This is a genomic window from Gabonibacter chumensis, from assembly GCF_024741215.1.
GTDB lineage: Bacteria > Bacteroidota > Bacteroidia > Bacteroidales > Marinifilaceae > Gabonibacter > Gabonibacter massiliensis.
Genome location: NZ_JANSKB010000003.1, coordinates 205,478 through 219,792, shown reverse-complemented (window position 1 = coordinate 219,792; position 14,315 = coordinate 205,478). Strand labels below are relative to the sequence as shown.

12 protein-coding genes and 1 tRNA gene are annotated in these 14,315 nt (G+C 42.4%); 10 read left to right on the top strand and 3 right to left on the bottom strand.

The window, feature by feature from the left end; translation table 11 throughout:
- From NVS78_RS10420 to NVS78_RS10390, 7 genes are all read left to right on the top strand, one after another.
- Entirely contained in the window at positions 1-1,143 is a 1,143-nt protein-coding gene (locus NVS78_RS10420) for a hypothetical protein (protein ID WP_286359140.1), read from the top strand.
- Positions 1,144-1,318: 175 nt separating this feature from the next.
- Entirely contained in the window at positions 1,319-2,242 is a 924-nt protein-coding gene (locus tag NVS78_RS10415) for an ABC transporter ATP-binding protein (RefSeq protein ID WP_286359139.1), read from the top strand.
- A gap of 19 nt (positions 2,243-2,261) precedes the next feature.
- A complete protein-coding gene (locus NVS78_RS10410) occupies positions 2,262-4,571 on the top strand; it encodes a Gldg family protein (RefSeq protein WP_286359138.1) in 2,310 nt (769 codons plus the stop codon).
- A 476-nt stretch (positions 4,572-5,047) separates the two neighbouring features.
- Positions 5,048-5,653 carry a uracil-DNA glycosylase family protein gene (locus tag NVS78_RS10405; protein WP_286359137.1) on the top strand — a complete coding sequence of 202 codons (606 nt, stop codon included), beginning with the start codon at positions 5,048-5,050 and terminating at the stop codon, positions 5,651-5,653.
- Between the two features lie 5 nt (positions 5,654-5,658).
- Positions 5,659-6,813: a nicotinate phosphoribosyltransferase gene (pncB, locus tag NVS78_RS10400; protein ID WP_286359136.1), complete on the top strand. Its 1,155-nt coding sequence runs from the start codon at positions 5,659-5,661 to the stop codon at positions 6,811-6,813.
- A 30-nt stretch (positions 6,814-6,843) separates the two neighbouring features.
- Positions 6,844-7,506, top strand: a complete 663-nt coding sequence (locus tag NVS78_RS10395) for an HD domain-containing protein (RefSeq protein WP_286359135.1) — start codon at positions 6,844-6,846, stop codon at positions 7,504-7,506.
- A 21-nt stretch (positions 7,507-7,527) separates the two neighbouring features.
- A complete protein-coding gene (locus NVS78_RS10390; RefSeq protein ID WP_286359134.1) occupies positions 7,528-8,079 on the top strand; it encodes a flavodoxin family protein in 552 nt (183 codons plus the stop codon).
- Positions 8,080-8,081: 2 nt separating this feature from the next.
- Here the strand turns inward: NVS78_RS10390 and NVS78_RS10385 are convergent, their stop codons facing one another.
- Positions 8,082-8,621 (bottom strand): phosphatase PAP2 family protein, encoded by a 540-nt coding sequence (locus NVS78_RS10385; RefSeq protein ID WP_434802137.1) that lies wholly within the window; start codon positions 8,619-8,621, stop codon positions 8,082-8,084.
- A gap of 5 nt (positions 8,622-8,626) precedes the next feature.
- Positions 8,627-9,007, bottom strand: a complete 381-nt coding sequence (locus NVS78_RS10380; RefSeq protein ID WP_286359132.1) for a diacylglycerol kinase family protein — start codon at positions 9,005-9,007, stop codon at positions 8,627-8,629.
- A 117-nt stretch (positions 9,008-9,124) separates the two neighbouring features.
- On the opposite strand from NVS78_RS10380, the gene NVS78_RS10375 reads away from it, so the two are divergent.
- A tRNA-Thr gene (locus NVS78_RS10375) sits at positions 9,125-9,197 on the top strand.
- Between the two features lie 155 nt (positions 9,198-9,352).
- A complete protein-coding gene (locus NVS78_RS10370; protein ID WP_286359131.1) occupies positions 9,353-10,459 on the top strand; it encodes an SIR2 family protein in 1,107 nt (368 codons plus the stop codon).
- A 181-nt stretch (positions 10,460-10,640) separates the two neighbouring features.
- Here the strand turns inward: NVS78_RS10370 and NVS78_RS10365 are convergent, their stop codons facing one another.
- Complete coding sequence (locus tag NVS78_RS10365) at positions 10,641-11,852, bottom strand: MFS transporter (protein ID WP_286359130.1); 1,212 nt, start codon at positions 11,850-11,852, stop codon at positions 10,641-10,643.
- Positions 11,853-12,044: 192 nt separating this feature from the next.
- Here NVS78_RS10365 and NVS78_RS10360 point away from each other — a divergent pair, with 192 nt between their 5' ends.
- Entirely contained in the window at positions 12,045-14,123 is a 2,079-nt protein-coding gene (locus NVS78_RS10360) for a cation:proton antiporter (RefSeq protein WP_286359129.1), read from the top strand.
- Positions 14,124-14,315: the final 192 nt, after the last annotated feature.

Below are 14,315 nucleotides of genomic sequence, written 5' to 3'. Positions count from 1 at the left end.
ATGAAATATAGCATTTATATCTTACTGGGGTTATTGATCTGGGTCGGTTGTGACGACTCGGAGATATTGGAGCCGACATTAGAACCGGAGCCCGGGTACTTGCTTCCGCAAGGGAATCACGATTACGATGTCCGCATTGTGGATTGGTTTGAGAGATGTGGTTTTTACATTCTTTATAAATATGAACCTCGAGATTTGTATTTTAACATGGGTAAAGGGTGGCTGCAGCTGAGTTCCGATACGCTCGAGAGAACGAAACGATATAGTTTGAACGGAGAGGCAACGATAGAAGGGGATCAAATTACCATTAAGGATAAACAAACTGGACACAGGTACTACTACACGCTGGGAGAACATTACCGGGAAAACGGATTATGGTATAATGCGTCTTTAGAGGATGAGTATGTTGTTATCGAGGAGGAATATATCGATATCAAGGGAGGTGTCGGAGCCTTTGAGGTGTCGGAGCCGGATGAGGAACAGGTAGGGAAACAGTTTCAGTGGGCGGAAGAGATGTTCTTAACTCATTATCAGGATACCGTATGGAAAAAGTATATGCCTTTGAAGTTTATTTTAGGTAAGAATTTGATAATGAATGAAAAAGGAACGGTTGTCCCCAAAGATTACGCCACTATTTCCAATCTTTTTATACTGAGTCATGGGGATGAATCCATGGACACGATGACACGGGAAGAGAAGAGGAAAATAAAAGAGACTCTGAATGAATGGTTTATTTTGCAAAAGATATATGATAAAATAAAATCCATCGTCGAGGCGGGAGAATTTTATAACGTGTCGGATTATTCGGCGTTGACAAGGATTACCGGATTTATGATTCCTCCGTCCGCTTATTATCCTTTGGGAATTCTGAATTATCCGTATTCAACCTGGACGAAGTTTGAGGGAGTAAAAGAGTTTAAGAAAAAAGATTTGCAATCTTTTATAAAGGTTATTATTTCTCATTCTTATAGCATGTTGACGATGCCCGCAACAGACGGAAGTCTTGTGATGAATGATTGTACGAGTGTACTTGATCCGCTAAAAGACGTGAATGGATTGATCCGGAAGAAGTATGATATATTGATAAAGAATTTTGAAGAAGCCGGGATCGATTTGCAAGGTATAGGGAATGCCTTGTACTAGGTCGAACCGGTATATTCTCTGTTCTTCATTTATATATATAAAAACGCGAGAGCATGCAAAGGGGTCGATGATTACCGTGCGTGGGTGAAAGTCGATCCCTTATAAAAAGCAGGGTATGTAAATTTTTAATGATAAAGTATTAAGTTGTATCTAAATAACTGTAAATAATAATTATATGGAAAATCCAATTGTACAGGTAGAACATTTATATCATCGTTATACATCACAGTGGGCAATCCAGGACATTTGTTTTGAGATCAAGCAAACGGGGGTCGTGGGATTGTTAGGCTCGAACGGGGCAGGTAAATCGACAACGATGAACATCATGTGCGGCGTGTTGAAACAAACCTCCGGCGAGGTGTACATTGATGGGATTAATTCGTTGAAAGATCCTGTTACCGCTCGTAAAAATATTGGTTTTTTACCGCAAAAGCCTCCACTTTACCCGGATTTGAGCGTGGAAGAATACTTACGTTTTTCCGCGGATATTCATTTGATAAAACCGAAGAAAGTGAAAATCGCCGTGGAGGAGGCGCTGGAACGTTGCGGCATTACTCATTTCAGGGGGCGTTTGTTACGTAATCTTTCGGGAGGATACCAGCAGCGGGTGAGTATAGCTCAGGCTATTCTGCATAAACCGAAATTGGTCGTCCTGGATGAACCGACAAACGGATTAGACCCCAATCAGATCATAGAAGTTCGTCACTTGATACGTTCGATAGGAGAAGAACGTTCCGTGTTATTATCCACTCATATCTTGGCGGAGATACAGGCTGCCTGCGATTCGATTATCATGATCGAACACGGGCAGGTCGTTTTCACTGGCGGGGTGGATGAATTCTACAACTACATAGAGCCGAATTCTTTCCTGGTGAATTTTGATTTTCCCCCGCAACCGGACGATTTGATGCTTATTCAAGGCGTGAAGCGTGTAGAAATGGTCGGGGAACGGGATATGCGTGTCTTCTATGACGGGGAACGGGAAACGATGAAAAACGTGATAAAGGAGAGTGTGAAACGGGGATGGGAATTAGCGGAGATCGGTTTGGAGAAAAGGTCAATGGAAGATGTTTTCGCGAAATTGTCTGGTAAAAAATAAATGAATAAATTGGATAGATATGAGAATAATATATAAAATAGCCCGGTTAGAATTGGTAAATCTTTTTTACTCTCCCGTGGCATGGTTGTTACTTATTTTTTTAGTATTTATAATCGGTTCTGCATTTACCGATTTTTTTGAAGTAATAGCTCGTTCCAAAGAACTTGGAGGCGGAGGTGGTTATGCTTTATCCGAACGTTTATTTTACGCGAGGGGAGGACTTTGGTATACCGTTAAGACCATGCTTTATTTTATCATGCCTTTGTTGACAATGGGGTTGATCAGTCAGGAATACAACTGGGGGACCATCAAGTTTTTATTTTCCGCACCGATCTCTTCCCGCCAGATTATTTTAGGGAAATACTTGGGGGTGATGCTTTATGGTTTGCTTGTTGTCATGGTGTTGATGTTTTACATGTTTATTGCGTGGTATTATATTGATGCATTCGAGTGGCCGGCTGTACTTTCAGGATTATTGGGCTTATATTTGTTGTTTGGTTTGTATGCGGCGATAGGACTTTTTATGTCGACGTTAACAACCTATCAAATTGTTGCCGCGATTGGAATGTTCGCCGTGCTCGGGCTTTTAGAGTTGACGGCAGAGGTCGGACAGGAATACGCTTTTGTCCGGGATATTACCTATTGGTTGGCCATGGGGCAACGTACTAATAATTTTATAAGTGGTCTGATTAGTAGTGAGGATGTGCTCTATTTCTGTATTGTCGGTACGATGTTTTTGATATTTAGTATTTTGAGGATGCAATTGAAAAGGGAGCGTTGTACTTTCGTCCATAAAACTTTGCGTTACCTGGTCGTCTTTGTGGTAGCCATGCTTTTAGGGTACACGACCTCCTTGCCTAAAATGAAGTTTTATTATGACGCCACGTTTAATAAAATAAATACATTGACCCCCGCGAGTCAGGAAATTGTAGCGAAATTGGATGGGGATTTGAAAATTACTACCTACGTGAATTTATTGCAACCCAGTAGTTTTCGGATAACGCCTAAAGGGATAAAAAGAGACATGGCGCGTTATGACAGGTTCGTCCGTTTCAAACCGGAAACGCAATTGGATTACGTATTTTATTACCATACGGATACGATGGGTAGTATCTATAAACGTTATTTTAAAGAGAAGTCTTTGCAAAAAGCGTTGGAAGACGAGGCCAAGTTAGCAGACACGAAATTGAGCAGGTACACTCCTTTGGATAAGATTCAGGTGCCGGTTGATTTGGCAGATGAGGGTTACCGTTTTCTTAGTGTAATCGAGCGAGGAGACGGACAGCGAACGATTTTACGTTCATTTAACGACATGAGTAAACTGGCTTCCGAGACGGAAATTTCGGCCGCGTTAAAACGGTTGGCGATGAGACTGCCGCGTGTCGGTTTTGTTTCCGATCATCAAGCTCGTTCCGTTTCCACGGACAAGAACAGAGATTACTCGCATATGATGATACAGAAAACCAACCGTTTCGCTTTGATAAATCAAGGTTTCGATGTGCTGGAAATTCGACTCGAGAGGGATAGCATGGAGGTCGATTCCCTGGATATATTGATTGTCGCGGAACCTTTGGAAGCGTTCACAGAAACAGAGATGGAGATTTTGTCCCGTTACGTGGCGAGCGGGCGAAACTTGATCATTGCCGGCAAACCGAAAACGAGCGATAAATTAAAATCCCTGATGGATCTGTTAGGAGTGGCCTTCGAGCAGGGGACATTGGTACAAAAACCCGCGTTTGAGCAACCGATGAATTTGTTGTTGTGTAAGGCATTACCGGACACCTATACTTTTTCCCGGTATTTCGGGATTCTCGTGAGAAGCAACGGGAATATCACGATGCCGGGTGCTGCGGCCATCAACGTCATCGAAAATAAAGGATTTAAAACGACCCCGTTACTGGTTAGTCTGGATCCCGCGTGTTGGAATGAAAAACAAACCGTCGATTTCGTGAATGAAACACCGACATTGGATGTCAAAACGGGAGAAAAAGTCGGTCGGCGGGTAACTATGCTGGCTATGGAACGGAAATGTAATAACCGCGAACAAAGAATTCTTGTAATCGGGGATGCCGATTGCTTTAGCGCCGGGGAGTTGTCAACATTTAGAAGGAGGATTCCCACGTATAACGGGATGTTGATCAATGCTATGTTCGATTGGTTGTCTTATAGCGAGTTACCCGTGAACACGCGGCATGCTTCTAAAGTGGATAACAATACGACTGTCACGATGAAAGCGGCTTCCTGGATGGCCGCTATGTTAAAATGGATATTCCCTTCCTTGATTTTAATATTATGTGTTTTTGTGTTGATTCGTCGGAAGGGAAAATAGTTGTGGCGGATTAGGATGAATGTTGATTTGTAAATCAGGTTAACAAGGTTAATGAACCTTCTTAACCTGATTGTTTTTTAATTTAAAATATGATCCTTTTGAGCATTTTGTTTTTGCATTTAGTTTTGGCTAATAATTTTACTTCGTCGAAGGTTAGATATTCTCGTGGGTTCTTCTATTTCGAATATTGTACGCCAAAAGCGGGATCCCCGGGTAAGATGTGATCTTTGCCAATAGCTTCGGGAATAACGGTTCTAAATTTTTATAAATAAGGAGTTTTCGTGTTCTGAGACAGGAGATTGCCAAATTTAGTTTTTGTATTCGTATCAAGAATAACGAAATTGTAATAAACAAGAGAATAAATACATCTTAAATTGCAATATAGAAGGAGTTTAAATACCCGCTATTTTTAGCGGCATGGAATCTATATTTTTCTTATATTTGTATTTAGAGAATATAAATATTTTGAACTGTAAATGATTGATAATAAAAAGCTAATAGAGATTCATCCTTTAGAACCCTTTTTTCCGGAGGGGGCGAGATTGTTGATGTTGGGGAGTTTTCCCCCGCCCCGGTCCCGTTGGTCCATGGACTTTTACTACCCTAATTTTCAAAACGATATGTGGAGGATTCTGGGGATTGTCTTTTTTCAGGATAAAAACTATTTTCTGACGGAGGACGGAAAACATTTTTACGAGGAGAAGATACGGGCATTTTTGATTGAAAAGGGAATAGCCTTAAGCGATACGGCCACCAAAATTATCCGCCATAAAGATAATGCTTCGGATAAGTTTTTAGAAGTGGTGGAGTCTTTGGACTTGCAAGTCGTTTTACAACGACTTGCTGCATGTAAAGCGATTGTAACCACAGGACAAAAGGCGACGGATACGCTGATCGCGTTAACTGGAACGGAGCAGCCGCCGGTAGGAGGATTTTCTGAATTTTGTTTTCAGGGGCGGGTGATAAGATTGTATCGGATGCCTTCCTCTTCGAGGGCCTATCCCAAACCGGTGGAGGAGAAAGCCTTGTATTACCGGAAAATGATGGAGGAGATCGGATTGTTGAAAAAAGAAAACGAATAGGGGATATGGTTATAAAAAGTTTTATAGATAACGACTTGTATAAATTCACGACGATGAATGCTATTCAAAAGAAGTTTCCGGATGCGGAAGTGGTTTATCGTTTCGTGAATCGGGGAAAAACCTCATTTCCGCCGGGATTCGCGGCTGTTTTGCGGGAAGAGGTCGATCGAATGGAAAGTTTGGTGTTGACGGAAAAGGACGAACGTTTCATGCGTGCAAAGTGTTATTATTTTGATTCCGTATTTTTTGATTTGTTAAAAGGTTTTCGGTTTGATCCTAAGGAGGTTGAAATTTCACAGGAGGGGGGAGAGTTAAACGTGGAAATTCGCGGGTTGTGGTATCGTACGGTACTTTGGGAGGTTCCTTTAATGGCTATTATCTCTGAATTGTACTTTAAAATGATGGGATTAGAGGCCTGTGATGAGGAAAAAAATGCCGTTTATAAAGCTAAAGAGTTCGTGCGCTTAAAAGCAGAGATCTCGGAATTTGGCACCCGAAGGCGTTACTCTTACGAAGTGCAGGATCGAGTGGTCGGTATATTGAAAGAGCATATGGGACGTTTTCTTAACGGAAGCAGTAACGTGTATCTTGCCATGAAGTATGATTTGACTCCTATGGGAACACATCCGCACGAGTGGTTTATGTATCATGGGGCTCACTACGGCTATCGTTCGGCCAACGAGATCGCTATGGCTAACTGGGTGGATGTATATGACGGGTACTTGGGAATAGCGCTTGCGGATACTTATACGTCGGCAGATTTTTTTCGAAATTTCAATACCAAATACGCTAAATTGTTTGACGGTTTGCGATGGGATAGCGGTGATCCGTACGAGTTTACGGAGAGAGCGTTGAAACATTATCGAGAGCATCGGATTGATCCGACGACCAAAACAATTGTTTATAGCGATGCCTTGGATCTGGAAGGGGTGAAGAAGATCAAAGCGTTTGTAAACGGCCGGATTCATGATGTGTACGGGATCGGTACTTATTTGACGAATGACGTGGGTGTAAAACCTTTAAACATGGTGATAAAATTGTTTGAATGCAGGCCCAAAGGACGAGCGGATTTTTTGCCCGTGGTGAAGCTTTCCGATGTGGAGGGCAAACATACCGGAGATCCTCGGGAGATTGATTTGTGTTTGGGTATATTGCGATGATGAAGATATAGAATAACAGAAGGGAAAAATATGTTGGTGACTTATGAAGATATAAGAAAAGACGAGGGAATAAAAAGTTATATAGCGCAAGCGGATAACGTGTTGATAACGTTGGGCTATACGGAACATTCTTTTCCTCATGTGGTGAAAGCGGCCAATACGGCGGAGATGATATTACAGACCTTGGGTTATCCGGAGAGGGTAGCCGAATTGGCCAAAATAGCCGGATATATGCATGATATCGGCAATATTGTGAATCGGGTGGATCATGCCCAAAGTGGAGCCGTAATGGCTTTTCGATTGTTAGATAGAATGGGGATGGAAGCGGATGAGATTGCCCAGGTGATAAGTGCTATCGGCAACCATGATGAAAGTACGGCCGCTCCGGTAAATCCGATTGCGGCGGCATTGATTTTGGGAGATAAGACGGATGTGAGGCGTAGTCGCGTCCGGAATCGGGATTTCGCTAATTTTGATATTCACGATCGGGTAAATTATGCCGTAGAAGAATCCGAAATCTATTTTAACGAAGATAGAAGTGCCGTTATTCTCGATTTGACAATTGATACCAAAATTTCTGCCGTTATGGATTATTTTGAGATCTTTTTGGGCAGAATGTTGTTGAGCAGAAAAGCGGCAGAGTTTTTGAATATTCGTTTTGAACTGGTCATAAACGGTCAACGATTGTTATAGGTGTGGATTTAATTTGCGGTTATGGGAAAAAATATTTTAGTTTTAAAAGGAAGTCCCAGGATGGATGGGAATAGCGATATGTTAGCGGAAGCTTTTGCCGAGGGAGCCGGAGGCCAGGGACACGAAGTCAGCATTATAAAGGTTTCCTGTTACCGGGTAAACGGTTGTTTTGCCTGCGATATGTGTTGGAATATGGGAAAACCTTGCGTGCAATCGGATGACATGGAAAAAATATATCCGGAGATAGAACAGGCTGATGCCGTTGTTTGGGTGTCTCCTCTCTATTTCTTTGCCTGGTCAACCCAATTGAAAGCCATTATAGATCGTTTATATCCTTATTATCTCGATCGTTCTCCTGTTAAGTTGAGGGGAAAAGAGAGCGCTTTATTGTTGGCGGCTGCTACCGATAAGATGGCGGAATTGAAAGGTGTTCAGGAAACTTACCGGATTATGACGGAGTACATGGGGTGGAAGAATCGGGGAGAGATGTATGCCTGTGACGTGTGGGAAAAAGGTGAGGTCCGACATACGGATTATTTGGAAAGGGCCCGGAATTTCGGTGCGAGTTTTTGAATTTAGAAGACAATAGACGCGTGGATACCGGGGTATTTGTCCAGGACGGCGGGAGTGATGCTGATGGCCGTTCTGCCGAACGGTTTGGTGAAGATATAGGTACTGCCTACACCTATAGCCGTTCCTGCAAGTACATCCCACCAATCGTGTTTTTTCCCGTATACGCGACTCCAGGCCACGTAGGCAGAGAGTAGATAGGCGGGTATCCCGAATTTCCATCCGTAACGTCGTTGCAGGAAAGAGGCTCCCGTAAAAGAGATGGAGCTATGGGCGGACGGAAAGGAGTGATCGTCGCTTTTGTCGGGGCGTTCCTTACCGATACTGTATTTAAGAATATAGGTCAGTCCGACAGCCGTAGCACCCGAAAGTACTAATTGTTTGGTTCCCCCGTAATCTTTCTTGAGCAGGGTCATGGTAAAGGCCGTTACGGGAGCGACGAAGAAAAGGGCGTCTCCCGTTGTACGGATAGCTTTACGCTGGGCTTGCAAGGGGTGTATAAAAAAGAGTCCCAATAGGGTTATCGATATGAAAAGATAGCGTATCATTTTTATTGAAATAAAGTGATTAATCGAGGGATGAAAACAAGTAATCCGATAATGGCGGCGACGATAGCGGTAAATAATACGCCTCCGGCGGCCACATCTTTAGATTTACGGATTAGTTCGTTATAGTCAGGCGATACCAAATCTGCTAAATATTCGATGGCCGAATTAAAAGCTTCCGCGGAGAAAACCAATCCGATGGCGAAAATGACAGCGATCCACTCGTAATTTGAAATGTCCAGTAAGAATCCGGCAATAGAGACACATACTGCTGCAAAGAGATGAATACGTGCATTATGTTCGTGGGTGATTAGTATTTTAATTCCTTGAAAGGCGTATTTGAAACTGCGTATTCTGGCTTTTATTGAAAATTTGCGGTCATTCATCTTTCTGATAATTAAAAAGTCGGGACAAACATACGAAAAAATGAGAAATGATACGGGAATTTTTTTGATTTATCGTTTTTATGTTTGAAAATTTGTACTACATTTGCAGCCGTAATTGCCAATTTAGCTCAGCTGGTAGAGCAACGCATTCGTAATGCGTAGGTCTGGGGTTCGAGTCCCCAAATTGGCTCGGAAGGATCGGAATAAAACATTCCGATCCTTATTTTTTTTGTTCTGGGAGCAATCTGATTCTCCATGGGGTATAAAAATGTACGGTTAGATTGTTTAATACGAAATGGATATGTAACAATTAAACATTACTTTTGTCTAAATTCAAATGGGGAAATGATGGAAAAGACGGTGTATTTTTTAGGTTCAGGATTTTCGAAAGAAGCGGGAGGGTTGGTTCAGAATGAGATAATCCGGACGATTTTGGATGAGGAGTTTACCGGTGATAATAAAAAATTGATCCGGGCAAGAGATCATTTTATCGGCTTTTTGAAAGAGGAGTTGCATATATACGAGGATCATTATTGTAATGTAGCTCTTGAGGATGTATTTACCCCCATAGATCGTTGCATTTGGGATGGACTTTCTATCGGTCGTTACAGTGCAAGGGGGTTGGTCGAATTGAGGGAGGAGTTTCATGCCCTGATGGCAGCAGCGGTGAATTATAGCTTTAAAAAGAACAGAAGTTGCGGGGATTACGTGGATCAATTTGCCGAGTATATTAACGGGGTGGCCAAGAAGAGGATGGAGGACGGGGAGGATCGGGTCGCGTTGATTACCACGAATTGGGACGTTCTTTTCGATCATGCCTTGAAGCGGGCCATTGATAACGGGCATCCGGAAAAATTGAGTGTTGTGGACTATTGTTGTTACGTGAGTTCCTGGGAAGCCAATGACGATACGGTGAAGCCCGGTTTGCTGGCGATTGGTTACGGCGGTTACAATATCAAGTATTTGAAATTGCACGGTTCGATGAATTGGTTTCATTGTCCCATGTGTCAACGGATGTACGTGAGATTCGGAGAGGAGATAGAGATGATGGAAGCGGCTTATTGCCGTCATTGTCGCAAGAATTACGGGATAGGGGAGATCAGTTCGATTAAATTAAGGAGTAATTTATTATTGCCTACTTACCTGAAAAATTTGAGTAACATACAGATTAAGTTAGTATGGCAGAATGCAGCTATCGAACTTTCTGAAGCGACAAGAATTGTTTTTATCGGTTACTCTCTTCCCTCTGCCGATTTTGAGATCCGTCAACTTTTGGCTCGTATGATTCGTCCGGATGCAAAAATCGAGGTCGTCATATACCCGTATGGAAATAGGGTGAAGGCCGAAGTCGATCGCTATAAAAATTTCTTCGGTAGCCGGATAGCAGATCGGGATATTATTTTGAAGAGCGTGCCTGATTATGTAACGGGTTTAAGAGACGAAATGAAATAGTACTATATCTCCTTGATAATAGGCATGATATGTCTGTATTCTGATGCGAAAATGACATGGATACGAGTGCGGGTGAGCTCTTGGCTGTCGTACCGGATATTGTTTTCTTCCCTCTTTTTGATCGTGAATAGGAGCAGAGGGGCGGCTATAAACAGGTTGTAATAGCGTCTGATTCGAAAGTTTATTTTAAGACAGCCTCTTTTTTTCGCGTGACTTTTTCTCCCTGTTTGGCGAAAAGATAAAGAATAAGCAGTAAAACGATAAGTCCTGCTAAAAAGTATTGCCATCCCCATCTGTCTAATACGATACCCGTGGCCGATCCCCAGAAACTGGAACCGAGGTAGTAGGCTAAAAGGTAAATGGAGATCGTGACGGAACGTTTCATCACGTTGTATTCGCTGACGACACGGTTGCAGATGACGTGGATGACGAAAAAGTCGAAGGTAAGGATGGCTAATCCTAAGGTGACGATCCAAAAATCAGTGATATACATTAACCCGATGCCGGGAATGGAGATGAGAATTGTCGTTTTCAACACCTGTACGGGATTGAAATAGTAGGTTAGTTTTGCCGTGGCGACGGATCCGAAAATACCGAACAGATACATCAGATAGATGTAATGGATCAGGTCGGGAGAAAAGTTAAAAGGTTCTTTTACCAAATAAAATCCCAGGTAGTTGTATAAACTTACGAATATGCCTAACATGAGGGAACCGATGATATAGAACGGAACCAACTCCTTGACCGTGATAAATTTTAGATTTTCCGTGATCAAGGATTTGAAATTCTCTTTTTTAGGTATAAAATTGGTCGACATCGGACTGAAAAACAGAAATAACAGAGCAAAGAAAGCACATAGAATTCCGATGGATACGGAGGCTATTCTCCAGGAGTATTCTTCACTGATATAGGAAGAGATGACCCGTCCCGCCATACCCCCTAAAGCATTCCCGGCAATATATAATCCGGTGATTTTTCCCTTGTTTTGCGGTAAGACTTCTTCCGAGATATAGGCTAAGGAGACGGAAGTGGCTCCGGAAAGCAGGAAACCTTTAGCGGCACTTAACAGTACAAGGAAAAAAAAGGATGTTGAAAAAGATGAAATGACGGAAAAAATGGAAGAAGAGAGCAAAGCCCAACTGATTAATTGTTTTCTTGGAATACGATCAGCGATAAACATGGCGGTGAATAACCCTATAACCATACCTAACGTGGAGAAAGATATGGCCAAACTGCTATGGCTGGCGGTTAAGGAAAACTCTTTGGCCAGATCGGGAAGAAGCGGTTGAAAATAATAGAGTTGGGCGAAGCAGGAAAATCCCGATAGGAACACACATACTGAAATAACAATGTCTTTTGTCATTTTGGGTTGCAGATAATCTTTGGATTTCATGTACATGTCAGTTTGATCAAAACGCGGGTACAAATATACGTAGTTTCTCTGCTCGATGTCCCTTTTCGGTGCCTTTTTCCGCTTGAAAAATTGATCGGGTAAAAGTCTGCTATAAAGCTGGTTTTTATTATTTTTGTGTCGTTCGATTCCGAGGGAAGTAAATGTTTGTAAGAATTTAATATTTAGGTTAAAATGATGAATGTATTATTATTGGCAATTACGGATTTTTCGCTTCCTTTGGAAGACCCTGTTCTGAAGTTCTTGTTGATTTTGATTATTATTCTGGCGGCACCGCTGCTATTGAACAAATTGAGAATACCTCATCTTTTGGGATTAATTATCGCGGGTGCGATAATCGGTCCGAACGGTTTTAATTTGGTTCTGCGGGATAGCAGTATTATTCTTTCCGGTACGGCGGGACTACTCTATATTATGTTTTTAGCGGGTTTGGAGATTGATTTGGAAGATTTTAAAAAGAATAGCGGGAAAAGTTTGATTTTCGGAATGTATACTTTTCTTATTCCGATGGTCTTGGGAACCGTTGTCGGTCTTTACGTGTTGAATTTTTCCTGGCTGACTTCCATTTTATTGGCCAGTATGTTTGCTTCGCATACGTTAATAGCCTATCCTATTATCAGTAAATTAGGAGTCAGCAAGAATCTGGCAGTTAATCTGACCGTGGGGGGGACCATGATCACGGATACCTTGGCTCTACTTGTATTGACGGTCGTCGTCGGAATGTCGACGGGTAGTGTGGACGATATGTTTTGGTATCGTTTGGCGGTAGCCGTGATGGTGTTCGGTTTGTTCGTCATGTTGGTGTTTCCATGGATCGGACGTTGGTTTTTTAAGCGCTGTGAGGATAGCGTGTCCCAATATATTTTTGTATTGGTCATGGTGTTTTTGGGAGCTTTTTTGGCGGAGGTTGCGGGCATCGAGTCTATTATTGGTGCTTTCTTGGCAGGAATGGCTTTGAACCGTTTGATCCCCAGAACCTCTCCATTGATGAATCGGGTCGTATTTGTCGGTAATGCTATTTTCATTCCCTTTTTCCTGATCGGTGTCGGGATGTTGATTAACTATCGTGCTTTTTTTAATAGTTGGGAAACGATAGAGGTCGGTGTCGTGATGATAGTCGTGGCTACTGTCGCTAAATATGCGGCGGCATGGCTTACTCAGAAAACATTTCGAATGTCGGTAGACCAACGGCGGGTTATTTTCGGCTTGAGTAATGCACAGGCGGCGGCAACCTTGGCGGCGGTGATGGTCGGGTATAATGTGATATTGGGGCATACCGATACGGGAGAACCGGTACGATTGTTAAATGAAAGCGTACTGAACGGTACGATTTTAATGATATTGGTAACCTGTACGATGGCCTCTTTTTCTGCTCAGAAAGGAGCGCAGAATCTGGCTTTGGCCGATATGTCCGATACGGATTCGGATAATAGCGATGAGGTTGAACGAATATTGATTCCGGTAAGCTATGAACATAACGTGGATGAATTGGTTAATTTGAGTACGGTCATAAAATCCAAGAAGAATAAAAGCGGTTTGTATGCTTTGAATGTAGTGGATAGTCGGGAAACAGACGAAAAAGTACTTAAGCGGGCGAAGAAGATTTTGAATCAGGCCGTTGTGACGGCTTCTGCGGCAGATAATCATGTACAGGATTTGATTCGTTATGATTTGAGTATTGTAAATGCCATCATCGGGGTGATTAAGGAGAGGAACATCACCGATCTGGTACTTGGATTGCATAAAGAGAAGGGTATTTCGACTTCGTTTTTAGGTAAAATAACGGAAGGTTTATTGAGTCAAAGTCATACCACGACCTTGATTTATAAACCGGCTCAACCTTTGGCAACTATAAAACGGCATTTGGTTGTCGTCCCGGATAAAGCGGAAAAAGAGGTCGGTTTTACTTTATGGGTGGCAAAGATTTGGCAAGTGGCCAATAATACGGGAGCTAAGATCGTATTTTACGCTTCCGGGCAGACCTTGTCGGCATTGAAGGAGATTTATGCCAAACGTCCTATTGCGGCCGAATTCGTAGAATTCGTAGATTGGGAAGATTTTTTAATTGTGTTCCGGGATATCCGTAAGGATGATGATTTATGGATCGTGTTAAGTCGCAGGGAAGGGCCTTCTTATCATGCTAATATGGGGCGTGTTCCGGGATACCTGAATAAATATTTCCAGGAAAACAGTTTTGTACTTATCTATCCTTCGCAAGCAATGGAGATCTCTCATAACCGATATTTTATTTGATACCACTCTTTTTTTCGAAATCTTATCGTAAGGCGCCCTCGTGACGGATGATAGTGAATATTGGTCGCAGGAATGATGCGTATGAAGAAACTTTTTTCAGACCGTTTCGTTATACCTTATGGCTGTCGTAATGATATGGAGCTGTAGAAAAAGAGGATCAAAACAGTATTACGACAGGCAAAAGAGGAGCTG